The sequence below is a fragment of the Mycolicibacterium iranicum genome (assembly GCF_002101705.1).
Classification (GTDB): Bacteria; Actinomycetota; Actinomycetes; order Mycobacteriales; family Mycobacteriaceae; genus Mycobacterium; species Mycobacterium iranicum.
The window spans coordinates 25,071-50,588 of the sequence record NZ_LQPC01000007.1 but is presented as its reverse complement, the minus strand read 5'-3'; the positions used below and the strand labels follow the sequence as shown (position 1 = coordinate 50,588).

26 protein-coding genes and 1 riboswitch are annotated in these 25,518 nt (G+C 66.8%); of the genes, 12 read left to right on the top strand and 14 right to left on the bottom strand.

Annotated features, from left to right (window positions below; all coding sequences use genetic code 11):
* The 4 genes from AWC12_RS31455 to AWC12_RS01610 all read right to left on the bottom strand — a co-directional run.
* A partial coding sequence (locus AWC12_RS31455; protein ID WP_085171878.1) for a transglycosylase family protein occupies positions 1–983 on the bottom strand: 983 nt, incomplete at its 3' end.
* Between the two features lie 10 nt (positions 984–993).
* Positions 994–1,167, bottom strand: a riboswitch (cyclic di-AMP (ydaO/yuaA leader).
* A gap of 285 nt (positions 1,168–1,452) precedes the next feature.
* Positions 1,453–1,719 (bottom strand): MoaD/ThiS family protein, encoded by a 267-nt coding sequence (locus tag AWC12_RS01620; protein ID WP_085171877.1) that lies wholly within the window; start codon positions 1,717–1,719, stop codon positions 1,453–1,455.
* A gap of 3 nt (positions 1,720–1,722) precedes the next feature.
* A complete protein-coding gene (gene moaA, locus AWC12_RS01615) occupies positions 1,723–2,781 on the bottom strand; it encodes a GTP 3',8-cyclase MoaA (RefSeq protein ID WP_085171875.1) in 1,059 nt (352 codons plus the stop codon).
* Positions 2,778–3,185 carry a YccF domain-containing protein gene (locus tag AWC12_RS01610; RefSeq protein WP_024445747.1) on the bottom strand — a complete coding sequence of 136 codons (408 nt, stop codon included), beginning with the start codon at positions 3,183–3,185 and terminating at the stop codon, positions 2,778–2,780. Before AWC12_RS01610 ends, moaA begins: the two co-directional genes overlap by 4 nt.
* Before the next feature lie 149 nt (positions 3,186–3,334).
* Between AWC12_RS01610 and AWC12_RS01605 the strand changes: the two genes are divergently transcribed.
* The gene (locus tag AWC12_RS01605) at positions 3,335–3,745 is read left to right on the top strand and encodes a cold-shock protein (protein ID WP_024445746.1); all 411 of its coding nucleotides are present in this window, start codon (positions 3,335–3,337) and stop codon (positions 3,743–3,745) included.
* Between the two features lie 85 nt (positions 3,746–3,830).
* Complete coding sequence (locus AWC12_RS01600; protein WP_085171874.1) at positions 3,831–4,844, top strand: glutathione S-transferase family protein; 1,014 nt, start codon at positions 3,831–3,833, stop codon at positions 4,842–4,844.
* Here AWC12_RS01600 and AWC12_RS01595 read toward each other — a convergent pair.
* Both AWC12_RS01595 and AWC12_RS01590 read right to left on the bottom strand, forming a co-directional pair.
* A complete protein-coding gene (locus tag AWC12_RS01595; protein WP_024445744.1) occupies positions 4,833–5,348 on the bottom strand; it encodes a DUF2771 domain-containing protein in 516 nt (171 codons plus the stop codon). The genes AWC12_RS01600 and AWC12_RS01595 overlap by 12 nt on opposite strands.
* The gene (locus AWC12_RS01590) at positions 5,345–7,045 is read right to left on the bottom strand and encodes an MFS transporter (RefSeq protein ID WP_420087671.1); all 1,701 of its coding nucleotides are present in this window, start codon (positions 7,043–7,045) and stop codon (positions 5,345–5,347) included. Before AWC12_RS01590 ends, AWC12_RS01595 begins: the two co-directional genes overlap by 4 nt.
* Before the next feature lie 79 nt (positions 7,046–7,124).
* On the opposite strand from AWC12_RS01590, the gene AWC12_RS01585 reads away from it, so the two are divergent.
* Positions 7,125–7,943 carry a DUF3027 domain-containing protein gene (locus AWC12_RS01585; RefSeq protein ID WP_085171886.1) on the top strand — a complete coding sequence of 273 codons (819 nt, stop codon included), beginning with the start codon at positions 7,125–7,127 and terminating at the stop codon, positions 7,941–7,943.
* Here AWC12_RS01585 and AWC12_RS01580 read toward each other — a convergent pair.
* Positions 7,940–8,392: an SRPBCC family protein gene (locus AWC12_RS01580; RefSeq protein ID WP_085171871.1), complete on the bottom strand. Its 453-nt coding sequence runs from the start codon at positions 8,390–8,392 to the stop codon at positions 7,940–7,942. The two genes, AWC12_RS01585 and AWC12_RS01580, sit on opposite strands and share 4 nt — an antisense overlap.
* A 9-nt stretch (positions 8,393–8,401) precedes the next feature.
* Positions 8,402–8,662, bottom strand: coding sequence for a DUF2530 domain-containing protein (locus AWC12_RS01575; RefSeq protein ID WP_085171869.1), 261 nt, complete (start codon positions 8,660–8,662; stop codon positions 8,402–8,404).
* An 83-nt stretch (positions 8,663–8,745) separates the two neighbouring features.
* Here AWC12_RS01575 and AWC12_RS01570 point away from each other — a divergent pair, with 83 nt between their 5' ends.
* Positions 8,746–9,582 carry a TrmH family RNA methyltransferase gene (locus AWC12_RS01570; protein ID WP_085171867.1) on the top strand — a complete coding sequence of 279 codons (837 nt, stop codon included), beginning with the start codon at positions 8,746–8,748 and terminating at the stop codon, positions 9,580–9,582.
* Positions 9,579–9,854, top strand: a complete 276-nt coding sequence (locus tag AWC12_RS01565) for a DUF2537 domain-containing protein (protein WP_085171865.1) — start codon at positions 9,579–9,581, stop codon at positions 9,852–9,854. Before AWC12_RS01570 ends, AWC12_RS01565 begins: the two co-directional genes overlap by 4 nt.
* A 31-nt stretch (positions 9,855–9,885) precedes the next feature.
* On the opposite strand, the gene sepH is transcribed toward AWC12_RS01565, so the two are convergent.
* Complete coding sequence (sepH, locus tag AWC12_RS01560; RefSeq protein WP_085171863.1) at positions 9,886–10,677, bottom strand: septation protein SepH; 792 nt, start codon at positions 10,675–10,677, stop codon at positions 9,886–9,888.
* 89 nt (positions 10,678–10,766) lie between these two features.
* Entirely contained in the window at positions 10,767–11,882 is a 1,116-nt protein-coding gene (gene serC, locus AWC12_RS01555) for a phosphoserine transaminase (RefSeq protein WP_085171861.1), read from the bottom strand.
* Positions 11,883–12,076: 194 nt separating this feature from the next.
* Here serC and AWC12_RS01550 point away from each other — a divergent pair, with 194 nt between their 5' ends.
* Positions 12,077–13,105 (top strand): AurF N-oxygenase family protein, encoded by a 1,029-nt coding sequence (locus tag AWC12_RS01550; protein ID WP_024445735.1) that lies wholly within the window; start codon positions 12,077–12,079, stop codon positions 13,103–13,105.
* Between the two features lie 8 nt (positions 13,106–13,113).
* A complete protein-coding gene (locus AWC12_RS01545) occupies positions 13,114–14,775 on the top strand; it encodes an FAD-dependent oxidoreductase (RefSeq protein ID WP_085171860.1) in 1,662 nt (553 codons plus the stop codon).
* Between the two features lie 2 nt (positions 14,776–14,777).
* Here the strand turns inward: AWC12_RS01545 and AWC12_RS01540 are convergent, their stop codons facing one another.
* Positions 14,778–15,554, bottom strand: a complete 777-nt coding sequence (locus tag AWC12_RS01540; RefSeq protein WP_024445733.1) for a bestrophin-like domain — start codon at positions 15,552–15,554, stop codon at positions 14,778–14,780.
* A 201-nt stretch (positions 15,555–15,755) separates the two neighbouring features.
* Here AWC12_RS01540 and AWC12_RS01535 point away from each other — a divergent pair, with 201 nt between their 5' ends.
* Positions 15,756–18,293: a family 1 glycosylhydrolase gene (locus AWC12_RS01535; RefSeq protein ID WP_234813795.1), complete on the top strand. Its 2,538-nt coding sequence runs from the start codon at positions 15,756–15,758 to the stop codon at positions 18,291–18,293.
* A gap of 71 nt (positions 18,294–18,364) precedes the next feature.
* On the opposite strand, the gene AWC12_RS01530 is transcribed toward AWC12_RS01535, so the two are convergent.
* Positions 18,365–18,817: a VOC family protein gene (locus AWC12_RS01530; protein ID WP_024445732.1), complete on the bottom strand. Its 453-nt coding sequence runs from the start codon at positions 18,815–18,817 to the stop codon at positions 18,365–18,367.
* Positions 18,818–19,074: 257 nt separating this feature from the next.
* On the opposite strand from AWC12_RS01530, the gene AWC12_RS01525 reads away from it, so the two are divergent.
* Positions 19,075–20,778: a sugar transferase gene (locus tag AWC12_RS01525; protein ID WP_085171858.1), complete on the top strand. Its 1,704-nt coding sequence runs from the start codon at positions 19,075–19,077 to the stop codon at positions 20,776–20,778.
* A 13-nt stretch (positions 20,779–20,791) separates the two neighbouring features.
* On the opposite strand, the gene AWC12_RS01520 is transcribed toward AWC12_RS01525, so the two are convergent.
* Together AWC12_RS01520 and AWC12_RS01515 are read right to left on the bottom strand one after the other, a co-directional pair.
* On the bottom strand, positions 20,792–21,406 hold the full coding sequence (locus AWC12_RS01520; RefSeq protein ID WP_024445730.1) for a maleylpyruvate isomerase N-terminal domain-containing protein: 615 nt from the start codon (positions 21,404–21,406) through the stop codon (positions 20,792–20,794).
* A gap of 7 nt (positions 21,407–21,413) precedes the next feature.
* Complete coding sequence (locus tag AWC12_RS01515; protein WP_085171856.1) at positions 21,414–22,535, bottom strand: citrate synthase 2; 1,122 nt, start codon at positions 22,533–22,535, stop codon at positions 21,414–21,416.
* A gap of 41 nt (positions 22,536–22,576) precedes the next feature.
* Between AWC12_RS01515 and pdxH the strand changes: the two genes are divergently transcribed.
* From pdxH to AWC12_RS01500, 3 genes are all read left to right on the top strand, one after another.
* Positions 22,577–23,233, top strand: coding sequence for a pyridoxamine 5'-phosphate oxidase (gene pdxH, locus AWC12_RS01510; RefSeq protein ID WP_272937869.1), 657 nt, complete (start codon positions 22,577–22,579; stop codon positions 23,231–23,233).
* Positions 23,234–23,377: 144 nt separating this feature from the next.
* On the top strand, positions 23,378–24,022 hold the full coding sequence (locus tag AWC12_RS01505; protein ID WP_024445727.1) for a TetR family transcriptional regulator: 645 nt from the start codon (positions 23,378–23,380) through the stop codon (positions 24,020–24,022).
* A 110-nt stretch (positions 24,023–24,132) separates the two neighbouring features.
* Positions 24,133–25,434 carry a citrate synthase gene (locus AWC12_RS01500; RefSeq protein ID WP_024445726.1) on the top strand — a complete coding sequence of 434 codons (1,302 nt, stop codon included), beginning with the start codon at positions 24,133–24,135 and terminating at the stop codon, positions 25,432–25,434.
* The last annotated feature ends 84 nt before the right edge of the window (positions 25,435–25,518 follow it).

Sequence of the window (25,518 nt, the reverse complement as noted above, 5' to 3'; positions counted from 1 at the left end):
GCCGGCGCGGGGGCCGGGGGAGCGGGCGGCACGACCGGAGCGGGCTGCAACGGAGCGTCGACGCCGAGCGACCACACTTCGGGTCCGCCGGGCGCAGGAGCGGGGGCGGCATCCCAGTTGGCGGCCGCGATGATCGCGGTGGGGGCCTCGGCAGGGACGGGCGCCCCGAGGGGTGCGTCCAGAGGTGCGACGTTGGCGACATCCACCGCCGGCGCGGGTGGCATCGGATCGACAGGTGCGGGCGCCGACATCGCGTCGAACGGCGCGGGCGCGGGCGGCTGCGGCGGAAGCTTGAGCGGGCCAATGGACGGCGGCAGCGGTGCGGGTGCCGGGGCCGAGAGCATGTCGGCCGGAGCCGGAGGCGGCGCCTCGGGAGCAGGCGGCAGCGGGGCCGGGGCAGCGAGCATGTCGACCGGGGCCGGCGGGGCAGGCGCCGGCGGTGGAGGCAGCGGTGCCGGCGGCAGCGGTGCGGGGGCGGCCATCGCGTCGAACGGCGCGGGAGCAGGCGGGGGCGGCGGAGGCGCGAAGGGAGCCGGGGGAGGCGGCGGAAGCAGGGCGTTGAGGCCGAGCGGATCGAACGGCGCAGGGGCAGGAGGCTCGTCGACGACGTTGCGCGGCGTTGCGGCGGAGAGCGGCCCGCCGCACGACGGCCAGGCCCCCTTGCCCTGCGACGCCAAGACGCGTTCGGCGACCGCGATCTGCTCTTCCTTCGTGGCGAGGTAGGCGGCAGGTGCGAATTCGCCGCCACCATGGCCCGACCACGTGCTGGGTGAGAACTGCAGTCCGCCGTGATAGCCGTTGCCGGTGTTGATTGCCCAGTTGCCGCCTGATTCGCAGCTGGCTACCTGGTCCCACTCATTGTCGGTGGCTGCGCCGGCCTGGCCGGCAAGGGCGAGGCTTCCGCCTCCGATGACTGCGCCGGTGAACGCAATCTTGGCGACGTTCTTGGCAGATGAAGCGGGCTTACGGTGCCGTCCACTCATAGGTGCGCGTGGTTCCTCTCTGAAAGCGCCCGCGAGGTCAGCTGTCGGGTTCGGGCTGGAGAGGTTGCCCGGCCGTCCTCGTCGTAACGACGACGGCTTCACCCCAAGGAACCGAATCGGTTCCAGGTCTCCCAATTTCGGTGGACCAGTGGGTCCCCCGCCTCCATCCAGGTATGTCTCGTTGTCCCCGCACACCAATGGATGGAGCTCGGCGCGATTGGCGGTGCGGCGGGCCGATCGGAATGTGGGGATCGATTGGCCTGGTTCAAAACCGTAACGGCTCGTTTGGGTGCCGTCACCTTTTGCTCTCGGACGTGTCTACGGCGGCGGCAAATACTAAAAAATCTCTAAAAGGCCAGGAGGGACTGTTGTTCCTGCAGGTGCCCAGCGCCTCAACCTCGTCGTAGCCATCCCGTGACCATTCCGTGATGTGATGTAAATCACGGAATAGGTTGAGTCGACAGCGTGACTACCCGCCCGCGAACGGGGGCAAAACATCGATTGTCTGCGCGTCGCCGAGCTCAACGGTCGAATCCCTCACCGCAAATCCGTCACGCAAATATGAACACCGGGCCAGCACCGAGGCCAGAGCCTCACCACGCGCCTTCAATGCGCGCACGAGGTCGTCGACGGTCGCACCCGCAGGCAGGTCGACCGTCTCGGACTCCACACCTGCCGCCGCCCGCGCCGCGGCGAAGAAGCGCACCGTGATGCGCACTCGAATGTCAGCAGCCATCGATCAGCCCCCGATGGCGCTCATCGGACGATCGGGTTGGACGAAGTCGGGATCGTTGATGCCGTGCCCCGCAGCCTTGGCCCACATCGCACCACGCCAGGCGGCCTCGAGAGCCTGATCGTCGGCGCCGGACCGCAGGAGCCCGCGCAGGTCGGTCTCCTCGCGCGCGAACAGGCAGTTACGGATCTGCCCGTCGGCGGTGAGCCTGCTGCGGTCGCAGGTGGCGCAGAACGCGTGCGACACGGACGCGATGATCCCGACCAGACCGGCGACGCGGGCGCCGTCGTGGACCCGCCACAGCTCTGCGGGCGCGGAACCGCGCGGCGTGGGGTCGGGCGACAGCGTGAAGTGGCGTTGCAGAGCACCGAGGATGTCGTCGGCGCTCAGCGCGCGGTCCCGCTGCCAGGAGTGGCCGGCGTCGAGTGGCATCTGCTCGATGATGCGCAATTGGTAGCCGTGGTCCAGGCAGAACCTCAGCAACGCGACCGCGTCCTCCAGCCCGGAGACCGGATCCAGCACCGCGTTGACCTTCACCGGCTTGAGGCCGGCGTCCTTGGCTGCACGGAGACCGGCGAGGACGTCGTCGATGCGGTCGCGCCGGGTGATGGCGGCGAACCGGGCAGGGTCGACGGTGTCGAGCGAGACGTTGATGCGATCCAATCCCGCGCGCTTGAGGCCGGCCGCCTTTCCGGCGAGGCCGATGCCGTTGGTCGTCAATGTGATCTCGGGACGCGGCGTCAGGGCCGACGTCGCTGCGATGACGTCCTCGAGATGAGGAACTACCAGCGGTTCGCCTCCGGTGAAACGCACGCTCGTGATGCCCAGCCGGGTGACCGCGATGCGCAGCAGACGGATGAGCTCGTCGGAACTCAGCTTCTCGTCGCGCGGCAGCCAGTCGAGTCCTTCGGCGGGCATGCAATAGGTGCAGCGGAGATTGCACAGGTCGGTCAGCGACACCCGCAGGTCCGTCGCCACGCGGCCGAACGTGTCGATCAGCGGACCCTCCGCAGGTGCGGGAGTCGGCGGTCGCCGAACTGACGGCACGCCGAGGGCCACAGTCACGGCACGGTTCCGACGACGCGACCGTGGGCCTCGCCCACCGGGACGATTTCTTTACCGAGGGGCATTAGCGACACAGGGATCAGTTTGAGGTTCGCGAGCGCCAACGGGATGCCGATGATGGTGATCGCCATCGCGATGGCCGTGGTGATGTGTCCGATCGCCAACCACACGCCCGCGACGATCACCCAGATCACATTGCCGACGAGCGCGCCGGGGCGCGGCCCGGGCTTTTCGACGATGGTGCGGCCGAACGGCCACAGCGCGTACGCCGCGATGCGCAGCGACGCGAATCCGAACGGGATCGTGATGATCAGGACGAAGCAGATCAGGGCTGCCAGAACATAGCCGAGCGCCAACCAGAGGCCGCCGAAGATCAGCCAGATGACGTTCAGGATCAGTCGCATTTTCTTCCTCCAGCGGTGACCTGCAGCCTACCGACATAAGGGGATGCTGGGCGTAGCGCCGTCCGAGTAGGATCTCCCAGGACGCGTCCCGGCGGGGGCGCTTACTTTATGTACGCCGACGTAAGACAGACAGACAGCAGGTGAGACCAGTGCCGACCGGGCGGGTGAAGTGGTACGACGCCGAGAAGGGCTTCGGGTTCCTCTCTCAGGAGGAGGGCGAAGACGTCTACGTGCGGTCCTCGGCGTTGCCTGCGGGTGTCGAAGGTCTCAAGGCGGGGCAGCGCGTCGAGTTCGGCGTGGCCGCCGGCCGGCGGGGACCCCAGGCGCTGCAGGTGAAGCTGATCGACCCGCCGCCGAGCGTCAGCCGCAATCGCAGGGAAGCGGCGACCGTCGAGCACAAGCACACCCCTGACGAACTGCACGGCATGGTCGAGGACATGATCACGCTGTTGGAAGGCGCGGTGCAGCCCGAGTTGCGCAAGGGCAAGTACCCCGATCGCAAGGTCGCACGCCGAGTATCCGAGGTGGTCAAGGCCGTCGCCCGCGAACTCGACGCGTAGTTTTCGTACGCGGCAGCGTCGAGCGCCGAGTCTGAGCGCAAAAACTCGGCTATATGTTCAGATTCGGCGGGGTATCAACAGACCCATGAGCTACGTGGCGAGCGAGACCTCCGGCGGAGAGTTCAACCGGGACACCAACTACATCAACACCCGCATCACCGCTGACGGCCGTGACGGCTACCCCGTCGAGCCGGGTCGCTATCGCCTGGTGGTGGCCAGGGCGTGTCCGTGGGCCAACCGCACCATCATCGTCAGGCGCCTCCTCGGGCTGGAAGACGTTCTCTCCATTGGCTTTTGCGGTCCCACTCACGACGAGCGCAGCTGGACCTTCGACCTCGATCCCGACGGCGTCGATCCCGTGCTTGGCATCCACTTCCTGCGCGACGCGTACAACAAGCGCATCCCTGACTACGAGAAGGGAGTGACGGTTCCCGCGATCGTCGACATCCCCACGGGCGAGGTGGTCACCAATGACTTCCCTCAGATCACGCTCGACTTCTCCCTGGAGTGGACCGCCTACCAACGTGACGGCGCGCCGCAGCTCTATCCCGAACCGCTACGCGACGAGATCGACGAGGTCGCGCAGCGCATTTACACCGAGGTCAACAACGGGGTCTACCGCTGCGGCTTCGCAGGCTCGCAAGGCGCCTACGAAAAGGCCTACGACCGGCTCTTCACCGCCCTGGACTGGCTGACGGATCGACTGGAGAACCAGCGATATCTCGTAGGGGACACCATCACCGAGGCCGACGTGCGATTGTTCACGACGCTGGCGCGGTTCGACCCGGTCTATCACGGCCACTTCAAGTGCAACCGCAGCAAGCTCTCCGAGATGCCCGTGCTCTGGGCTTATGCGCGCGATCTGTTTCAGACGCCCGGCTTCGGCGACACCACCGATTTCGTGCAGATCAAGCAGCACTACTACGTCGTGCATTCCGACATCAACCCCACCGGTGTCGTACCGAAAGGCCCTGACCTGCGGAACTGGATGACGCCCCATGGCCGAGAAGCGCTGGGCGGAAGACCTTTCGGAGACGGAACGCCGCCCGGGCCGACGCCCGAGGGCGAGCGCGTGCCCGACGCCCACTCAGCCGGCTGAAGATTCCGGGTACTCCTCGGATTCGTCCCACACCGTGCGGACCGACCATTCTGCATGGGGCACGGGGAACTCGTTGCCCGCCTCATCGCGCACCAGCGTCGGCAGCTGCACCGCGATGCCGGTGAGCCGACCGCGCTGCGCGTCGACGGTGGGGATCGTCACCGCCAGCCTGGTGCCCGGGCGGAATTCCTCGATGAGGTCTTCGTCCTCGTAGGCCCGCAACAGCACCCACGGCGCTCGCGCGATGCTCTCGGGAATCGACAACTGCACGGGGTGTCGCCCGGTCACCGGCAGCTCGCCCTGAGACGCCGGGACGACGCAGTCGGTCGGGTTGAAGACCTGGCAGAACCGGTACGGCCCGACCCTGGTGAGGTGGCCGTGAGAGAACGCCGAGATCTCGGGCAGCTCAGGTGATCGGTCGCGGGTCAGCCGCCACACCAGTACACCCGCACCGACCATCGAGAGCAGCGCCACCGTCACCAGAACAGCGACAACACGTTTCACTCGCGGGTCACCGTCGCATCCGTCCGTACGCCTTCCTGTTCGGCCAGCACGGGACGGTTTCCACCGAGCCCCGGTACCAGCGACTCGCCACGATAGCTCAGAACCGTCTGGGCCAGCCCGAGGATCAGAATGGCGGTGATCGTGGTGAAGCCCGCGTACAGCTCGGTGTAGATGAGCACCCCGGTGGCCCCGCCGGCGACCCACGCCAGCTGCAGCAGCGACTCGGAGCGGCCGAAGGCCGAGGCCCGCGACTCTTCGGGGAGGTCGTCCTGTAGGGACGCATCCAGCGATGCCTTGGCGATCGCGGCGGCGCCCGAGGTCACCAGCGTGGCAGCTGCGGCCACCATCAGATTGCCCGTCAACGCCGCGGCCAGCGCCATGACCGTGACCGCCAGCGCGCACCGCACCACCAGCCGCGCCGGGTGGCCGAGTTTGAGGCGGGCCGCGATCATGTTGCCCCCGAAGTTGCCGACGGCCGCGGCGGCACCGATGATTCCGAGGATCCGAAGCTGTTCCCAGCCGCTGGCGTCGTGAGCCTTCGCGACGAACGCCGGGTACAGGAACAGGAATCCCACCATCACCTTGACCGTGCAGTTGCCCCACAGTGACGTGATGATGTTGCGGCCCAACGGCTGCCTCGCCTTGTCGTTGCCGCGGTGCGGTTCGCGGCGCAGCTCGTCGCTCTGGCCGTGGTAGCTCAGTGTGGCGGGCACCTCGCCCTCGGTGACCTCGACCCACTTCGGGATGCGCATCGCGAGAACGGCGCCCGCCACGGTCACGGCCACCACGACATACAGCGCCCCCGGCATCTGGAACAGCTGGAAGCCGTACTCGGCAGCTGCTGCGATACCTCCGCCGATCATGGTTCCGCCCAGCAATCCGAACGTGGTCAAACGCGAGTTCACGCGCACCAGGTCGATCGTCGGCGGTAACACTCGTGGCGTGACGGCGCTGCGGAGCACCGAGAAAGACTTGGACAGCACCATCATTCCGAGCGCGCACGGATACAGCACCCACGACGGGAAGCTGCCGGTGGCGCTGTCGAAGTTGGCGATGAGCACGAGGGCGAGCACCGTGCGGAACGCGAACGACGCGGCCAGGGCGACGCGCCTGCCGTGTTGCAACCGGTCCAGCGCCGGCCCGATCAGCGGCGCGATGACCGCGAACGGCGCGATGGTGATGAGCAGGTACAGCGCGACCTTGCCCTTGCTCTCGCCGGAAGCCGCCGCGAAGAACAACGTGTTGGCCAGCGCCACCGCCATGGCGGCGTCCACGGCGAAGTTCGCGACCACAGGCCACGTCAGCGCCGTCAGCCCCGACTTGTCGGCACCGTCGGCGGTGGCGGCACGGTGCACCATGCCGTAGACCTTCGACCCCATCTCACGGCTGCGCTGCGCGGCGGCGCGCGTCACCGTCACCTTCTCGCCGCCCGGCTCGCGGCTCGGGGGCGAGTCGAAGGAGTGGCTCCGACGTACGTTGTCGTCGAGCGGAGGCAACCAGCGGTTGCCGGTGTCGTTCGGCGAGTACGGCCGTCCCGGGCGGCGATTGCCGGGGCGCATCGTCGGGTCGCTCGGGTAGTTGGCCATCCCCGGGTGTTCTCCCGCAGGTGGGCGTGGCGGGTAGTAGCGTCCACCCTGCTGACCGTCAGGGTCCCGGGGGTCACGCCGCGGTCCGGTCACGGCTCGATTCTCCCCCATGGGCCCGACTGCGGCCGTGCAGGTGACCGGTGTGGCTAGCCCTTCCGTGGTTCAGGCAAGATTGGAGGCGATGGACAGCATGACCGAACCTGATCAGAACGACGCGGCGGCGGGTGTAACGCCTGACGAGGCGACGCCTGAGGCGGAGTCCGTCGCCCCCGCACCCGACCTGGAAGCTGTGTTGCTGGGCGCCGTGGACGCAGCCCGTGCGGCGATCGTCGAATTCAGCGGCGAGGACAGCGTCGGCGAATATCTCGGTGCGGGTTTTGAGGATCCGACTGCTGCCACCCACCGTTTTCTGGCCGACATGCCCGGTTACAAGGGCTGGCAGTGGGCCGTGGTCGTTGCCGCCTGCCCAGGCGCCGCGCACGCCACCATCAGCGAGGTCGTCCTCGTTCCCGGTCCGACGGCGCTGCTGGCGCCGAAGTGGATTCCGTGGGACGAGCGGGTGCGCCCCGGGGACCTCAGTCCAGGTGACCTACTCGCCCCGCCGCAGGATGATCCCCGCCTGGTGCCCGGATTCATGGCGACCGGCGATCCGCAGATCGACGAGGTTGCCGTCGAGGTCGGACTCGGCCGCCGTCAGGTGCTGAGCTTGTGGGGACGCAACGACGCCGCACAGCGCTGGCACGACGGTGACTACGGTCCCGGTTCTGCGATGGCGCGGGCCACCCGGCGGATGTGCCGTGACTGCGGCTATTACGTGCCGCTCGGCGGTTCGCTCGGCGTGATGTTCGGGGTGTGCGCCAACGAGTACGCCGCCGACGGGCATGTCGTCGACGCCGAGTTCGGTTGCGGCGCACATTCGGACACTCCGGCGGCGCCGGGCGCAGGCTCTCCGTTGTTCGATCCGTACGACGACGGAGTTCTCGATCTGGTCGAGCGCGCGGACAACTAGTTCTCGGCAGCGGCCTTGATCCGCCTCAGCGACATGTTCATGCCTGCGATGAGCTCTTCCTCGAAGCCCGGCACACCGCCCATGAACTTTCCGACGAGAAAGTTCGACACCGCGGTGGTGCCGTTCTCGGCGCGCCGCGTCTCGACGAGGCGAGTGCCGGCCTCCGTCGGCTCCAGTTCGTAGCTCCAGACGGTGTGGTTCTCGTTGACGCGGAACGCCAACTTTTTCTCGGGAACGAGTTCGGTGATGCGGCACGTCGTCGGCCAGACGAGCAGACCGCGGCGGTTGAAATTCACGGTGCGTGCGCCCTGACGGAGCTGCCCGACCGGCTTCATCAGCCGGCACTGCGGGCTCCACTGCGGCATTTTGCTCAAATCGGACACCAGTTCCCAGACTTTCGACACGGGGGCGTTGATGTCGACTTCGGCCTGCAAAATCGGCGCTGCCATGGCTTCTCCCTAAGTCAGTCCGCGTTGGGCGCCGCGGTCTCCGCGGCGCGCGGAGTGACGTTGCCACAGAAAGATCGATGTGCCAAGAACGCCGACGCCGAGCCCCGCGACGGAGATGGGCCGCCAGTCGTGCAGCGCGGGCACGGTGAAGGCCAACACTGCGGCAATCACCCAGGCACACGTGATCGCCACGATGACCGGAACCGGCGCGAGCAGCGCCGCGGGCAGCGGGGGCGGCTGTGGTTCGGTGTTCGTTGCATCAGAGTCCATTGCCTGCCAACTTAAACGACCGCGACGGGGTCGTGGGTAGTGTCTAGCGCTGTGCACGTCGCCGATCGCTCCGAATTCGCGTGATGGGCAACGGCTTCGCGGGCGATGTCGACGTCATCGACGTGGACGATCCGGCCGACCCTCGGCTCGACGACTTCCGCGATCTGAACAGCGTGGACCGCAGGCCTGACCTGCCGAGCGGTAAGGGTTTGGTCATCGCCGAAGGTGTGCTGGTGGTGCAGCGCATGATCGCGTCGAGGTTCGCGCCGCGCGCCCTCCTGGGCACCGACCGACGCCTGGCCGAGCTCGGTGATGACCTCCGCGGGCTGGCGGCGCCGTTCTACCGGGTGAGTGCCGAGGTCATGGCCGAGGCCGTGGGGTTCCACCTGAACCGGGGTGTGCTGGCATCTGCATCGCGCGCGCCCGATCTTTCAGTTTCGGAGGTCCTTCACCGTGCTCGCACCGTGGCGGTATTGGAGGGCGTGAACGACCACGAAAACCTGGGGTCGGTGTTCCGCAACGCTGCCGGGCTCGGCGTCGACGCTGTGGTGTTCGGCAGCGGCTGTGCCGATCCGCTGTACCGCCGCGCCGTGCGGGTGTCGATGGGCCACGCGCTGCTCGTTCCGTTCGCCAGAGCGCAGGAGTGGCCGCAAGATTTGAAACTGTTGAAGGACAGCGGCTTTCATATCCTGGCGATGACTCCTGATCCTGCGGCCCAGACGCTCGCCGAGGCGATGGCGCAGCTGTCGGATCACCGGGTGGCCATCCTGGTCGGTGCCGAGGGGCCGGGTCTGAAAGAGCACACCATGCGGTCAAGCGACGTGCGGGTGCGGATCCCGATGTCGCGCGGCACCGACTCTCTCAACGTCGCCACCGCTGCAGCGCTGGCGTTCTACGAGCGGGATAGGCTCCGCGGGTGAACGACGAGACGCCCTGGGCCACCGGCCTCACGGTGGCGGCGTTCGTCGCCGCGGTCATCGCAGCTGCCATCATCGTGCTCACCATCGGGCTCATCCGGGTGCATCCGCTGCTCGCCGCGGGGCTCAATCTCGTGGCCGTCGGCGGACTCGCGCCGACGGTGTGGGGGTGGCGCAAAGTGCCGGTATGGCGGTGGTTCGTGCTGGGGTCGGGCGTCGGGGTGGCTGCGGCCTGGGTTGCGCTGCTGGCACTGGCCGGCACGGGCACCGTGTGACTCAGCAGTTCGGAGCCTCAGAGGGCGAAGGTCAGCGTTGGCCGCTGGAGCGCACGCCCAGCAGCACATCCTCCCACGCCGGCACGGCGGGACGGCCCTTGCGCGACTTCGGCGCCGCGGGCGCTGGTGCAGGTTTAGGCGTCTCGGCGACAGGTTCCGGCTCGGGCGTCGGTGCGGGCTCGGGCTCTTCGAGTGCCAGTTGCGCGACAGGAGCCAACGGCCGCAGCGGTGGCCGCGAGTAGTTCGGGTCGATCAGTTCCGCCGCGGCCTCGTCGAAGGCGGTGACGGTGCCGCCGTGTGCCCCGGGCGCATAACGGAAGTGCGCGGCGTTGTCCGACAAGCCGGCCTTCCAGGCGAGCTGAACCGTCCAGCGGCCATCCTCGTTGCGCCATGCGTCCCAGTTGGTGCCCTCGGGGTCGAGGCCACGCGCGATCAGTGCCGAGGTCACGGTCTCCAGCAGGGTGAGCACCGACGGGCCGTCGGCCAGCACCGGGTGAGCCGCAGTCGCCAGCTCGGCGGCACGGGCCCGCTCCAGCAATACGGGATGGGCGAAGCGTTCGACGCGCCCGATGTCGACGCCCGCGGCCGACGCGACCTGCTCGACTGAGGCGCCGGCGCGAATCTTTGACTGAATCTCTCTCGGGCGCAGCATGTTTGGGACCTCGACATCGATCGCGGTTTGGTTGGATCCGGCCCTGTCACCGCGGACGGCGGCCTTGAGCCGGTCGTCTGACCGGAGGGCGAACTTCTCGCCGGAGTCGCCGGTTTCGCAGATGATGCGTTTGCCGTCGATGTCCAGTCCGACGACCCTGAGCTCCCTCATACGACCTCCTCCGGGCTGACGCCATGCCCGATAATCAGGTCACCCTACTGCGTTATCAGTCCGTAACCGGAGTGACACGCGGCAGGCCCTCAGAGCCGTTGCACCACAAAATCGACGCACTCCGTCAGCGCGCTCACGTCCTCGGGGTCCACCGCGGGGAACATGCCGACGCGCAGCTGGTTGCGGCCCAGCTTGCGGTAGGGCTCGGTGTCGACGATGCCGTTCGCGCGCAGAATCGACGCGACCGCCGCGGCGTCGACGTCGTCGGAGAAGTCGACGGTGCCGACGACCTGCGAGCGTAGCTGCGGGTCGCCGACGAACGGGGTGGCGAACGACGCCGCTTCGGCCCACGAGTAGAGGCGCTGCGACGAATCGGCGGTGCGCTTGACCGCCCAGTCCAGGCCGCCGTTGCCGTTGAGCCAGTCGAGCTGCTCGGCCAGCAGGATCAGCGTGGCGATCGCCGGGGTGTTGTACGTCTGGTTCTTGACGCTGTTCTCGATCGCGATCGGCAGGGACAGGAACTCCGGCACCCACCGGCCGGCGGCGGCAATCGCCTCGACGCGCGTCAGGGCGGCGGGTGACAGGATCGCGATCCACAGTCCGCCGTCTCCGGCGAAATTCTTCTGCGGTGCGAAGTAGTAGGCGTCGACCTCGGTGATGTCGACGGGCAGCCCGCCCGCGGCCGAGGTGGCATCGATGGCGATGAGCGCATCGCCGGATCCCTCGGGGCGCACAACCGGCACCGCGACGCCCGTCGACGTCTCGTTGTGCGCCCACGCGATCAGGTCCACCGACGGATCGGACTGCGGCTTCGGTGCGCTCCCGGGGTCGGCCTTGATGACGATCGGGTCGCCGACGAACGGGTTCTTCGCCACCGCCGAGGCGAATTTCGCGCTGAACTCGCCGTAGGTCAGGTGCAGCGATCGCTTGTCGATCAGGCCGAACGCGGCGGCGTCCCAGAAGGCGGTCGAGCCGCCGTTGCCGAGGACGACCTCGTACCCGTCGGGCAGGGAGAACAGCTGCCGCAGTCCGTCGCGCACCCGCCCGACGAGGTTCTTCACCGGCGCCTGGCGGTGCGATGTGCCGAACAGGTCGCCAGCCGCGGTCAATGCCTGCAGTTGTTCGGGCCGGACCTTGGACGGCCCGCAGCCGAATCGTCCGTCGGCGGGCTTGAGGTCAGAGGGGATGGTCAGCTTCTCGGCCATGGCTTCAGCGTAGTTCCGCAGATGGGGGGTGTCGGGCGAGGGCCCGGCGCCGTCGCTGAAGTGGCGTGGATCACATGTGACGTGAATAACCCTGCTGACCCACAACTCGGAATTCGCCCTGGTTAATTCCTGGGACCGTGGGTACTGTTACTGGACAACTGGCCAATGTATGTAAACCTCACGGGAGGCTTCGAATGGCTGTCAAAGAAGCGAAGACGCGCGTCATCCGGCGCTGGCGCAAGAACATGGATGTCCTCGACGACGCCCAGTACGTCGACACGCTGACCACACTTTCCGAAGGGTCGGTGCGCAGGAACTTCAATCCCTACACCGACATCGACTGGGACTCGGCCGAATTTGCGGTGACGCCCGACGATGAGCGCTGGATCCTTCCCGGCACAGACCCGCTGGGTAAGCACCCCTGGTACCAGGCCCAGTCCAGGGAACGTCAGATCGAGATCGGAATGTGGCGCCAGGCCAATGTCGCCAAGGTCGGGCTGCACTTCGAGTCGATCCTCATCCGCGGCCTGATGAACTACGCATTCTGGGTGCCCAACGGTTCCCCGGAGTACCGATACTGCCTGCACGAGTCCGTCGAGGAGTGCAACCACACCCTGATGTTTCAGGAGATGGTGAATCGGATCGGCGCCGACGTGCCCGGCATGCCCCGCATGCTGAAGTGGCTGTCGCAGTTCATCCCGCTCGCGGCGGGCCCCATGCCGGTCTTGTTCTTCTTCGGGGTCCTCGCCGGCGAGGAACCCATCGACCACACCCAGAAGAACGTGTTGCGCGAAGGTAAAGCACTGCATCCGATCATGGAGCGCGTGATGGCCATTCACGTGGCCGAAGAGGCCCGGCACATCTCGTTTGCGCACGAGTACCTGCGCAAGCGTGTGCCCCCCATGAGTCGCGCCAAGCGGTTGTGGCTGTCGCTGCATGTGCCGATCGTCATGCGTGTGCTGTGTCAGGCGATCGTGGTCCCGCCGAAGGCGTTCTGGAAGGAATTCGACATCCCGCGCTCGGTGAAGAAGGAAGTCTTCTTCGGCACCCCCGACGCTCGGCAGTTCCTCCGCGACATGTTCGGCGACGTACGCATGCTCTGCCACGAGACCGGTTTGATGAATCCGCTCGCCAAGCTCATGTGGCGGATCTGCAAGATCGACGGCAAGCCCAGCCGCTACCGCAGCGAACCGGCCCGCCAGCACGTGGTCAGCGCCGCGTAGGAGACCCCGTGCCACACGTTGTCACCCAGTCGTGTTGCAGCGACGGGTCATGTGTCTACGCATGCCCCGTCAACTGCATCCACCCGTCCCCGGATGAGCCCGGTTTCGCGACTGCCGAGATGCTCTACATCGACCCGGTCGCGTGCGTCGACTGCGGCGCCTGCGTGTCGGCGTGCCCGGTCGGAGCCATTGCACCCGACTCGAAGCTGACACCCGAGCAGCTGCCCTTCGTCGAGCTCAACGCCGCGTTCTACCCGAAGCGCGAAGGCAAGTTGCCGCCGACGTCGAAGCTGGCGCCAGTCCTGGAGGCCCCGGTCGTGCATGCCCAGCGCGGCGGTCCATTGACTGTCGCGATCGTCGGATCGGGCCCGGCGGCCATGTATGCCGCCGACGAACTGTTGACCCAGCAGGGCGTGCGCGTGAACGTCTTCGAAAAACTGCCCACCCCATACGGTTTGGTGCGCGCGGGTGTCGCGCCGGATCATCAGACCACCAAGAGGGTCACCGCACTCTTCGACAAGATCGCTGCGCGACCAGGCTTCACGTTTTATCTGAACGTCGACGTGGGTTCTGATCTCACGCACGACGAACTGCTCGCCCATCACCACGCGGTGATCTATGCGGTGGGTGCGCCCACCGATCGTCGCCTCGAGGTCGACGGAATCGAACTGCCCGGTACGGGCACCGCGACCGAGTTCGTCGCGTGGTACAACGGCCACCCCGACTTCACCGATCTGCCCGTCGATCTCTCCGGCGAACGTGTCGTCATCATCGGCAACGGCAACGTCGCACTCGATGTCGCCCGCATTCTGACGACCGACCCGGATGTCCTGGCGCGCACCGACATCGCCGACCAGGCCCTCGACGCGCTGCGCACGTCGCGCGTGCAGGAAGTGGTGATCGCCGCTCGGCGCGGGCCGGCCGCGTCGGCGTTCACTCTGCCTGAACTGATCGGACTGACGGCAGCCTGCGAGGTCGTCCTCGATCCCACAGACCATCAGCGGGTGCTTGCCGACCTCGCCGAGGAGACCGACGCCCTCACCCGCAACAAGCTGGAGATCCTGTCGAAGCTCGGGGACGCGAGCACGCCGATCACCCGGCCCCGTATCCGGCTCGCCTACGGTCTGACGCCGGCGCGGATTCTCGGCGATACCACGGCCGCCGGGGTGGAATTCACGGTCACCGGAACCGACGACCGCGTCCAGATGTCATCAGGGCTCGTTCTGACCTCGATCGGCTACCGCGGCAAGCCCATTCGGGGCCTCCCGTTCGACGACGCCGCGGCGGTCGTGCCCAACGAGGGCGGGAGGGTGGCGGACACCCCCGGAAGCTATGTCGCCGGGTGGATCAAGCGTGGGCCGACCGGCTTCATCGGTACCAACAAATCGTGCGCCGCCGAAACGGTACACAACCTGGTTGCCGACTACAACAACGGTCTGCTGACCGAGCCCAGGCACAAATCCTCCGCTCTCGAACGGTTCGTCCGGGGCCGGCAGCCTGCCGTCATCGATGCGGCGGGATGGAAGGCGATCGACGACGCCGAGGTAGCACGCGGCGGCGGGTTGCGCCCGCGTGACAAGTTCACGTCGGTCACCGAGATGTGCGCCGCGGCGGCGACTGCTCCCGCACCGCCGCTTCACCAGCGGCTGCTGGCCGGCCTGCGCCGCTGACGCTACTGATCCCACACTTCGAGCACGTCGACGTACGGGGTGGGCTGCACGGACAACTCGCCGACGTAGGGGTGCTCGAGGAGAAAGATCAGATACATCACGAACGCCAGCAGCGCCGACGTCAGGCCAACTGCGAGAGCGTGCACGAACAGATCGCGGGTTCCGAACAGGAACGTGAAGCCCATGACCACGCCACCGCCGCCGAGTAGCAGGATCCACAGGGGAGTGGGCACCGATGCGTCCGCCGTCGACACTCGAAGCTTGCGGTCGGCGCTCAGGTCGTTGAGCCGCCCGATCGCATGATCGAAGAACGCGATCTCGTTGCGGGTCTCGGGCTGGACCATCTTGTAGCTTTCCCAGACGGCGTACAGCTCGTCGCTTTGATCCTCGATCCGCTCTCCCTCCCGCATGCGCGGGAATTCCACGTCGATGACGTTTCTGGTGTAGGCAATCAGACTCTGCTGAATCAGGTCCCGCGACTCGACCGGCAGCGCCTCCGAGTCCCGCAGCAGGTCGCCGATCGCGGCCGCCTCCAGCCCGCTGGCATCCTCTGCGTCGCCGAACTGCTCCCACACGACGACGACCAGGAAGGCGACGAGAACGGCGTAGAGCACACCGGCAAGTTGGAACACCGAGCCGGACACCGCATTAGAGCCTTCAAACCTTTTGTGTGACACCACCTTGCGGAAGAGGACAAGGCCGCCCACAGACAGGCCGACGAAGAGCGCGACCCAGAGGACGCCGAGGATCGGCGCAGGCATCTGGAGTAGCCAGAGCACAGATCACACCTCGCATCTGGTGCCCGCGGTCGGGGCGCATTCCGGCATTATCGCCATCGGGGAAAGCCACGCCGCTATGAACACACCGGCAATTCGCTATCTGGCCAAGTTTGGCCAAACTTCCGATCCCGGCCGCGCGACGGGCGTATGCAGAAGGTCATGAGCTGTGGGAGCTTCGTAGGACGCGTCGGGGGTCTCGCCGTGGCGCTGGGGGTAGGTGCCGCGGTGTTCACCGGGTCCGGGGTCGCCTGGGCGACGGAGGATTCCGCCGCCGCGACCAAAGCCGATACTGCCGAGACGTCGTCGAAGGCCGACGGCCCGAATGAGGCGAGCGGTGAGAACGCGCCCGCCGAGGAGGCTGAGCTCGAACCCGAAGCGCAGCCCGAACTCGTGGTCGACGAGCCGGACGCGGTCGACGAGCCGGACGAGGTCGACGAACCGGACGACGTGATCGAGGACGACGAATCCGAATCGGAACCCGACGAGGTGCCCTCGGCTGACGACGAAGCGGCCGTCACCCAGGACGACGAGTCCGCCGAGCCGGACATCGAGGCCTCCGTCGAACCTGAAGAGCCCGACCACGTCGTCACCCGCAAGGCACAGTCTGAGGCTCCCAGCTCGGCACCGGCGCGCGCCACGGCGGCGACATCGGTCGCGCCGCCGCAGGTCCCCTCTTGGCGGCCCTATCCGACCGCGTTCGACCTGCGTTCGGCGGTGACCTACGTCGTCGACCTGGCGGGCAGCGTCGTCCGGTCGTTCCTGCAGCCGTTCGCCGCCGGTGCTCCGAAGCCGCCCACCGATCCTTCCCTGTGGGGTCTGCTGGCGTGGGTGCGGCGGGAACTGTTCAACGGGTCGCCGACGGACGTGGAGAATCCGCTGCCGCAGACGCAGAGCCTCACAGTCGACGGCGATGTCGTCGTCACGGGAAACGTCGGCGTCGAGGACCCCGACGGGGACGTGCTGACCTACACAGTGATCGGCAGGCCGCACAACGGCGGCACCGTCGTTGTTGACGCGGCCGGCAACTTCGTCTACCGGCCGATGAACGCGATGGCCGCGGTCGGTGGCACAGATACCTTCACCGTCGCGGTCAGTGACGAGCAGGACGGCCTGCACGTGCACGGGCTGCTGGGTTTGCTGCGATTCGTCCCCATCATCGGCAGCTTTCTCAATCCGGGTGGCGGGCATGGAATCAGCAAGACCATCACGGTCAACATCACTCCGGTGGCAGGCGTCGATCTGTCGCTGCCGGACGATTTCCGTTGGGGTGTGGCCCATTCCGGCTTCCAGGCCGAGGGCGGACCCGGAGCGCCGGTCGATACCCGGTCGGACTGGTACCGCTGGGTGCACGACCCGCTCAACCGGCTTCTCGGTTTGGTCAAAGGGGTCCCCGAAGACGGGCCGGGTGCCTACGTCTCCTACGAGGACGACGCTGTGCTGGCCCGCGACGAGCTCGGGATGGACACCTTCCGGATGTCCATCGAATGGAGCCGGATCTTTCCGAACTCCACCGCCGAGGTCGATATCTCCGATGAGGGCGGGGCGCTCAGTGAGGCCGACCTGCAGGCCCTCGACGCGTTGGCCGACCAGGACGAGGTAGCCCACTATCGGGCCGTCTTCGCCGCTCTGCGTCGGCATGGACTCGACCCGTTCGTCACGATCAACCACTTCACGCTTCCGGTGTGGGTGCACGATCCGATCGCCTCGCGGCCACTGATCCAGTTGGGGCTACCCGCGCCCAAGGCCGGTTGGTTATCGGACGGCACCGCCGGCGAGTTCGAAAAGTACGCGGCATACCTGGCGTGGAAGTACGGCGACCAGGTGGACAACTGGGCGACGCTCAACGAGCCGTTCTCGCCGGTGCTGACCGAGTTTCTGGCGATCCCGTGGGTGGTGCCGAACTGGCCACCGGGCGTCATCCGACCCGATCTGGCGTCGACCTTCTTGGTGAACCAGGCGATCGGACACGTCGCCGCATTTGATGCCATCCGCACGTGGGACACCACCACCGCCGGCGAGAACGGGCCGGCGGCGTTCGTCGGCGTGACCCTCAACATGATTCCGGCGCGGCCCGCCAACCCGGTCAACGAGCTCGACGTGCAGGCCGCCGACGCGTGGAATCACTACTACAACGGGTGGTTCCCGAACGCCGTGGTCGACGGATGGGTGGACGTCAACTTCGACGGGATCAAGACCGCCGACGAGGTTCATCCCGACTTCGCGGACAAGGTCGATTTCCTCGGCGTGCAGTACTACGGGTCGCAGCCCATGTTCGGTTTCGGTGTCGCACCGCTGCCGGGTTTTCCGTTCCTGCGCGGTTTCCCGGTCCGGTGCTCGGCCGACGAGCCCACCTGCAGCGACTTCAACCAGCCGACCGATCCCGGCGGCCTCCGCGAGGTCCTCGAGCTCGCCGCGTCCTACGGAAAACCGTTGTGGATCACCGAGAACGGCATCGCCGATGATGACGACTCGAAGCGGCCGTCCTACATCGTGAACCATGTCGCGGTGGTGCAGGACCTGGTCGCGCACGGCGCCGACATCCGCGGCTACACCTACTGGTCATTCGTCGACAACCTCGAGTGGGCGGGCGGCTACGACCTGCAGTTCGGGCTGTACGGCAGCGACCCGAGCACGCCCGAACTCGAACGGATCCCCAAGCCGGCGAGCATCGCTGCGCTCAGCGGCATTACGTTCGCGAACGGGTTGCCCGTGTCACTGCTGCAGAGCTACGTGCCGTAGCGACCGAGCGTGGGCCTCCTGCACACAAATTCGACGATCGGCGTACATAGGGCCCACGTTCGACCGCGCGGCTACCCCTGGCTTCCCATCTCGGCGAGCACCTGTTCCATGTCGACCTCTTTGACCGTCTCGGCCAGCGACCACTGGTGGCCGAACGGGTCCCGAACGACGCCGTAGCGGTCGCCCCAGAACTGGTCCTCGAGCGGATTCACCACGGTCGCTCCGGCGTCGAGTGCGCGTTGGAACCGTCCCTCGACATCCGGGCCGTGCAGGTGGATGGTCACCGACGCCCCGCCCAGCGCGGTCGGGGTGCTCGATTTGCCGTCGTTGTACTCGGGGAAGTCATCGTTGAGGAACACCATGGCGCCGTTGATGGTCATGCAGGCGTGCATGAGTTTTCCATCGGGTCCAGGCAGGCGAACCATCTCCTCGGCGCCGAACGCCTTGGCGTAGAAGTCGAGCGCTGCCGCGGCGTCGTCCACGACGAGGTGGGGGACGAGCATGGGGGTGTTGTCGATCGCCATCGCAGTTCCTTACGAGGTAGGGGTGTGACGTCGGTTCTGACCCACTGTGGGCCGGAAACTCATCGCGGTGCGGCGGACGGGTGCAGGTCCGGTGTGAATTGGACGGTCCGCTGGGGTTCCGCCGGCCGCGATGTTTTAGCTGTGGCGACGATGGGTAAACGCTGCCGACTAATTGAAAACGACGTTAAATTCTTCGGTCGACCCAACTGTTGACCAGCGGTTTCCCATCATCGACGAAGCGGTAGAGGCGGAATTAGATGGCAGTGCGCAGCGCTGGCAACGAATGGCCAACGACGTCGCTGGCTACGGCTGTTCGCGATGCGGTCGCCCCGCGTTCGGTGGCCAGGGGATCGCTGGGCCTGCTGATCAAATTCTCGGCGGATCTGGCATCGGCGTGCGCTGCGTCCGTCGTGGGCTTGTTCTGGGCACACGAGCGCGGTTTCCCCATGCCGCCGATATGGATGATGGCGTGCTACGCGCCGATGGTATTGGTCATCTTCGCCGCTCGGTCGACGTACCGTCGCAAACTGCACAACACCCTCGTCGGCGAATTCATGGCGGTTCAGACGACGGCGGCCCTCGCGGCGATGTTGTTGCTCGCCGGAATGGTGCTGACCGGAGTTCCGGGCGACCTGAGCGACACCATCACCAAGGTGTGGCTCACCACCGCGTTCTTCCTCCCCGCCGGCCGAATCGCCGCGATTCTGGTCACGCGGTCTCTGCGGCGGCACTCCCACCTGCAATCGCCCACGCTCATCCTCGGCAATGGCGCAATCGCGTATCACCTGGCCAAGAGATTCCTCGACAACCCGCAGTTCGGAATTCTGCCGGTCGGCCTGGTCGACAGTGATTCGCCGTGGACCGGCGCGGGCGGCCACGATTGGCCCATTCCGGCGGTAGGTACGCCCGCCACCATGGCCGAGGCGATCCAGAACACCCGGGCCGAGGCCGTCGTGGTGGCGTTCTCGCAAGCGCGCGACGAAGATCTGATTCCTGCCATCAGGGCCGCACGGTTGGCCGGTCTCACGGTCTGGGTCGTTCCGAGGATGTTCGACACGGTGGGCCTGCGCGCGCGAATGGACTGCGTGGGCGGTATGCCGGTGATGACGCTGTCGAACATCAGCCCCACCAGTTGGCAGTTCGAGGCCAAGCACATCCTCGATCGTTTGCTCGCCGCCGCCATCCTGACGGCCATTTCCCCTCTCTTCGTCTTTCTCATGGTGGCCGTCAAAGCTTCCTCGCCGGGATCGGTGTTCTTTCGTCAACCAAGGATCGGCCGCGATGGAATTGTGTTCGACTGCTTGAAGTTTCGCTCGATGCGCCCTCCCAGCGATTCTGATTCCGGTTTCGTCCTGGGCGACGGCGTGGCCCCCGGCGGCGTGGAGGGTATCGACCGCCGTACTTGGATCGGCAAGCTGCTGCGAACCACTTCTCTCGATGAACTGCCGCAGCTGCTGAATGTCATCAAGGGCGAGATGAGCTTGGTCGGGCCTCGACCCGAGCGCCCGGAATTCGTTGAAATCTTCAACAGCCAGATCCGACGTTACGGAGAACGGCACCGGGTGAAGGCGGGCATGACCGGCTGGGCCCAGGTACACGGTCTGCGGGGCCAGACCTCCATCGCCGACCGCGCCGAGTGGGACAACTTCTATGTTGAGAACTGGTCGTTGGGCCTCGACCTTCAGACACTTCTCATGACAGTGCCCGCCGTGCTGCGCCCGAGTGAGAAACTCCGGCCGCCGGTGCCGATGGCTTCGAACATTCCACTTCCGCAGACGGTCGTGGGAAGGCGGGTGCGCGGCATCGCGCTTCTCCGACAGGCCGTCACGCGACTGCCCCGCCGACGTGCACCGTCGATCCACACAGGATCAGGCTGCAAGCCGATATTGGTGGAGCGCATCGACGTCGAACCAGTCAACGCAGCCACCGGTTCGCTGGAGCCTCTCAACCCGGCTGGGTGATGTAGGGGAGGGGTTAGACGACCGAGAAGCCGGGCGGCAGGTTCTGGCGCCCGGTCAGCGCCAGCAGCACCGGTGTGCCCTGTCCGAGCGCGACGGCTATCCGTGCGGCCAGCGCCGCGGCATCGGCGAGAACGTCGGCCGGTGGGGTGTAGTCGATTCCGACTGCGTGCGCGATGTCGACGCCATGCACCGCCATCTCGAAGGTTCGCGTCGGCAGATACGTGTTCAACCGCATTCCGAGGCCGCCGATCACCTCGATCAGCGGGTCATCGACGTCGGCAAGGTCGGCGCGCACTTTCGTCACCAGAGCGTCGACCGCGGACGCGGGATCGGCCCCGAGGTCGCGTCCGGCCTGACGGCCGCGTTCGACGATGGCGTCCTCACCCATACCCGCCGATATCTCGCGAATGGCGGCGTAGTAGTCGGCGGCGGTGGTGACGGTCTCGCGCTGCGCCGGGGCCTTGAGGTACGTGCTGACGGTGATCAGTGAGCGTGAGGTGTGCCCGACGAGGTCGCGCACACTCCATGCGCCGAGGCCCGGCCCCTCCCACGCCGTGGTCGGGATGCGCCGCACCAGATCGGCGAAACTCTCTGCGGCAGAGAGGAATACGGTGCGGGAGGCGGTCATTTCCGGTCTATTTCCGGCTCAACAGGTCCCAGCCGTCGACCGACTCCGGGCTGCGGGGCTCCGGGCCGACGTAGATCGCCGACGGCCGGACGAGCTTGCCGAGCCGCTTCTGCTCCAGAATGTGCGCACACCATCCGGCGGTGCGGCCGCAGGTGAACATGGCGGGCATCATCTTCGGCGGCACCTTCGCGAAATCGAGGATGACGGCCGCCCAGAACTCGACGTTGGTCTCGATCGCGCGGTCGGGTCTGCGCTCGCGTAGTTCGGCCAGCGCGGCCTGCTCCAGTGCCGCGGCCACTTCGTAGCGGGGTGCTTGCAGACGTTTGGCGGTCGCGCGAAGCACACGTGCGCGCGGGTCCTCGGCCCGGTAGACGCGATGCCCGAAGCCCATCAATTTCTCGTTGCGGTCCAGGATTCCCTTGACCACGGCGCGCGCGTCGCCGGTCTGCTCGGCCTCTTCGATCATCGGGATGACGCGTGCCGGCGCACCACCGTGAAGCGGCCCGCTCATCGCACCGATCGCTCCCGACAGCGCCGCGGCGACGTCGGCGCCGGTCGAGGCGATCACACGGGCGGTGAAGGTCGACGCATTCATGCCGTGCTCGGCGGCGCTGACCCAGTAGGCATCGATCGCCTCGATGTGGCGCGGGTCCGGCTCGCCCTGCCAGCGGGTCATGAAGCGGGCGGTGACGGTGTCGCATTCGTCGACGGTGCGCTGAGGCACGGCCGGCTGATAGATCCCGCGTGCGGATTGGGCGACGTAGGACAGGGCCATCACCGAGGCGCGGGCCAGCTGGTCGCGGGCGGTCTCGTCGTCGATGTCCAGCAGCGGCGGGTAACCCCAGATCGGCGCCAGCATCGCCAGGCCGGCCTGGACGTCGACGCGGACGTCACCGCTGTGGATGGGCAGGGGAAAGGGTTCAGCGGGAGGTAGGCCGCGGCCGAACCGCCCGTCCACCAACAGGCCCCACACGTCGCCGAAGGTGATGCCGTGCGCGACCAGATCTTCGATGTCGACGCCGCGATAGCGCAGTGCGCCGCCGTCCTTGTCCGGTTCGGCGATCTCGGTCTCGAACGCCACAACCCCTGCCAGCCCTGGGGCGAAATCCTTCGGCACCGCAGTCGTCATGCGCCGATTGTCGCACCCACCCTGGGCGTAGCGTTTGGCGCGTGGGCACTTCTGATCACCTCGCGCGGATGCGTGTGGAGTACGGCTCGGCGGAGAAGGACGGCAGCAGTGATCTTGACGCTGATTGGCTGGACGTCGGCTGGGTGACGCTGCTCAACCAGTGGATGGCCGAGGCCCTCCATGCGGGTGTCGCGGAGCCGAACGCGATGGTGGTCGGCACCGTCGACGCAGAGGGCAGACCGGTCACCCGAACCGTGCTCTGCAAGAGCGTCGACGAGTCGGGGATCTCGTTCTACACCAATTACGAATCCGACAAAGGTGAGCAGTTGGCGGCTCGTCCTTACGCTTCGGCGACGTTCGCGTGGTTTCCGCTCGGGCGCCAGGTTCATGTGCGCGGTGCCGTGTCCAAGGTGGCGCCGGAAGCGACAGCCGACTACTGGAAACACCGTCCGCGCGGCTCGCAGTTGGGGGCGTGGGCGTCCCAGCAGAGCAAGCCGATCACCTCGCGGGCCGCGTTGCTGCGCCAGCTCGCCGAGGTCACCGAACGGTTCGCCGGGGTCGAGGCCGTGCCGGTTCCGCCGCACTGGGGTGGCTATCTGATCGCGCCCGAGGTGGTCGAGTTCTGGCAGGGCCGGGAGAACCGGCTACACAACAGGATTCGGCTGCGGAACGGCACCGTCGAGCGCCTTCAGCCCTAGCCGGTCGGTTGCTTGCGTTTACCGGAGACGCACGAAATGGGCGCCGAATTGGGAGCCATTTCTGCCAATTCGCCAGTGCCGACAGTTGTCTCGACGTGCCATTTTCGCCCTCGGAGCGCGTGCTGAGGCGTTAGCATTCGAGGCGTGGCTGATTTCAGGGGGGAGCCGGTCCTCGGTTTGCGCGAACGCAAGAAGCGACGCACCCGCGCCACTCTGATCGATGCTGCGGTCGGGCTCTGCGACCGTCAGGGATTCGATGCCACCACCGTCGACCAGATCGCCGCCATCGCCGAGGTGTCGCCCCGGACGTTCAGCCGCTACTTCGCGACCAAGGACGCCATCGCGATGGCGCTCATCGACGAGGTGCTCGACAGTGCCGCATCCGAGCTGATGTGCCAGCCCCGCGATCTCAGCAATCTCGAAGCGCTGCGCCGAGCGTTCATCGCGATGGCCCGCAACACCAGGCTTGCGTCCGCGGGTGCCCTGACCTCGGAGCGCTTACTGCAGATCCTGCGCATCGTCATGTCGTCGGCGACGTTGCGGCAGGCGGCGGTCGAATACCGGGCCAGCAAGGTCGACGCCATCATCGCCGACCGAATGGGCGCTCAGGTCGGTGACCGCAGGGTCAAGCTGATGTCGGCGGTATGGGGCGCGGTGCTGATCACCGCGATGAGCGACCTCGCCGACCGAAGCGTGTCGGGCATCGACGTCAACGACGTCATCACCGCGTTCGAGGACACTTTCGCCGAGTTCGCGGGCGAGATTGCCGGTCTTGGCCAGCCCGTCTGACGCTGTACCCGCCCCCCGCGGGCGTCGCTGCGGGAATGGGACTACCTTTTGTAGGCAGACTCTGTTTGTAGCCAGACACCGTGACCCGCGACGAACCCGAAGGGAACCCAGTGGCCGATAACGCCGAAGCCGGGCAGCACGCCACGCTGAAGTACCCAGGCGGCGAGCTTGACCTTGACATCGTCCAAGCCACCGAGGGCTCGGACGGCATCGCTCTGGGGTCGTTGCTGGCCAAGACCGGTTACACGACCTTCGATGGCGGTTTCGTCAACACGGCCTCGACGAAGAGCGCCATCACCTACATCGACGGCGATGCCGGCATCCTGCGGTACCGCGGCTACCCGATCGAGCAGCTGGCCGAGAAGTCGACCTTCATCGAGGTCAGTTACTTGCTGATCTACGGTGAGCTGCCCACCGCCGAGCAGTTGGAGAAGTTCACCACCCAGATCCAGCGGCACACGCTGCTGCACGAGGACCTCAAGCGGTTCTTCGACGGCTTCCCTCGCGACGCGCACCCGATGCCGGTGCTGTCGAGCACGGTCAATGCGCTCAGCGCCTACTACCAGGATTCGCTCGACCCGTTCAATCCGCAGCAGGTGGAATTGTCGACGATCCGCTTGCTGGCCAAGCTGCCGACCATCGCTGCGTACGCGTACAAGAAGTCCGAGGGGCAGCCGTTCCTGTATCCGGACAACTCGCTGACCCTGGTCGAGAATTTCCTGAGGATGACGTTCGGCTTCCCGGCCGAGCCCTACGAGGTCGACCCTGAGATCGTGCGGGCGCTGGACATGCTGTTCATCCTGCACGCCGACCACGAACAGAACTGCTCGACGTCGACGGTGCGCCTCGTCGGCAGCTCGCAGGCCAACCTGTTCACCTCGATCTCCGGTGGCATCAACGCGCTGTGGGGCCCGCTGCACGGCGGCGCCAACCAGGCGGTGCTGGAGATGTTGACCAAGATCGAGAAGGGCGACGACGACGTCGCGACGTTCGTCAAGAAGGTCAAGAACCGCGAGGACGGCGTCAAGCTCATGGGCTTCGGACACCGGGTCTACAAGAACTACGATCCGCGGGCGCGCATCGTCAAGGAGCAGGCCGACAAGATCCTCGGCAAGATCGGCATCAAGGATCCCCTGCTCGACATCGCCAAGGAGCTTGAGGAGATCGCGCTGACCGACGACTTCTTCGTCGAGCGCAAGCTCTATCCGAACGTGGACTACTACACCGGCGTGATCTACCGGGCGATGGGCTTCCCGACCCGGATGTTCACGGTGCTGTTCGCGCTCGGCCGGCTGCCCGGGTGGATCGCGCACTGGCGCGAGATGCACGGCGAGCCGAACAAGATCGGGCGGCCTCGCCAGATCTACACCGGCTACACCGAGCGCGACTACACGGAGATCGACGGCCGGTAGCTCCGGCACCAGCCAGTAGCTCCGGCACCGCGAGCGCACCCCTCGGCACCGCGAGCGCACCCGTCGGCACCGCGAGCGCGCGCG

Excerpts from the sequence above, each read along its gene's own strand:
- AWC12_RS01620 (WP_085171877.1), bottom strand. The coding sequence starts at position 1,719 with ATGGCTGCTGACATTCGAGTGCGCATCACGGTGCGCTTCTTCGCCGCG.
- AWC12_RS01610 (WP_024445747.1), bottom strand. The coding sequence starts at position 3,185 with ATGCGACTGATCCTGAACGTCATCTGGCTGATCTTCGGCGGCCTCTGG.
- AWC12_RS01600 (WP_085171874.1), top strand. The coding sequence starts at position 3,831 with ATGAGCTACGTGGCGAGCGAGACCTCCGGCGGAGAGTTCAACCGGGAC.
- AWC12_RS01590 (WP_420087671.1), bottom strand. The coding sequence starts at position 7,045 with ATGGGGGAGAATCGAGCCGTGACCGGACCGCGGCGTGACCCCCGGGAC.
- AWC12_RS01585 (WP_085171886.1), top strand. The coding sequence starts at position 7,125 with ATGACCGAACCTGATCAGAACGACGCGGCGGCGGGTGTAACGCCTGAC.
- AWC12_RS01580 (WP_085171871.1), bottom strand. The coding sequence starts at position 8,392 with ATGGCAGCGCCGATTTTGCAGGCCGAAGTCGACATCAACGCCCCCGTG.
- AWC12_RS01575 (WP_085171869.1), bottom strand. The coding sequence starts at position 8,662 with ATGGACTCTGATGCAACGAACACCGAACCACAGCCGCCCCCGCTGCCC.
- AWC12_RS01570 (WP_085171867.1), top strand. The coding sequence starts at position 8,746 with ATGGGCAACGGCTTCGCGGGCGATGTCGACGTCATCGACGTGGACGAT.
- sepH (WP_085171863.1), bottom strand. The coding sequence starts at position 10,677 with ATGAGGGAGCTCAGGGTCGTCGGACTGGACATCGACGGCAAACGCATC.
- serC (WP_085171861.1), bottom strand. The coding sequence starts at position 11,882 with ATGGCCGAGAAGCTGACCATCCCCTCTGACCTCAAGCCCGCCGACGGA.
- AWC12_RS01550 (WP_024445735.1), top strand. The coding sequence starts at position 12,077 with ATGGCTGTCAAAGAAGCGAAGACGCGCGTCATCCGGCGCTGGCGCAAG.
- AWC12_RS01530 (WP_024445732.1), bottom strand. The coding sequence starts at position 18,817 with ATGGCGATCGACAACACCCCCATGCTCGTCCCCCACCTCGTCGTGGAC.
- AWC12_RS01525 (WP_085171858.1), top strand. The coding sequence starts at position 19,075 with ATGGCAGTGCGCAGCGCTGGCAACGAATGGCCAACGACGTCGCTGGCT.
- AWC12_RS01520 (WP_024445730.1), bottom strand. The coding sequence starts at position 21,406 with ATGACCGCCTCCCGCACCGTATTCCTCTCTGCCGCAGAGAGTTTCGCC.
- AWC12_RS01515 (WP_085171856.1), bottom strand. The coding sequence starts at position 22,535 with ATGACGACTGCGGTGCCGAAGGATTTCGCCCCAGGGCTGGCAGGGGTT.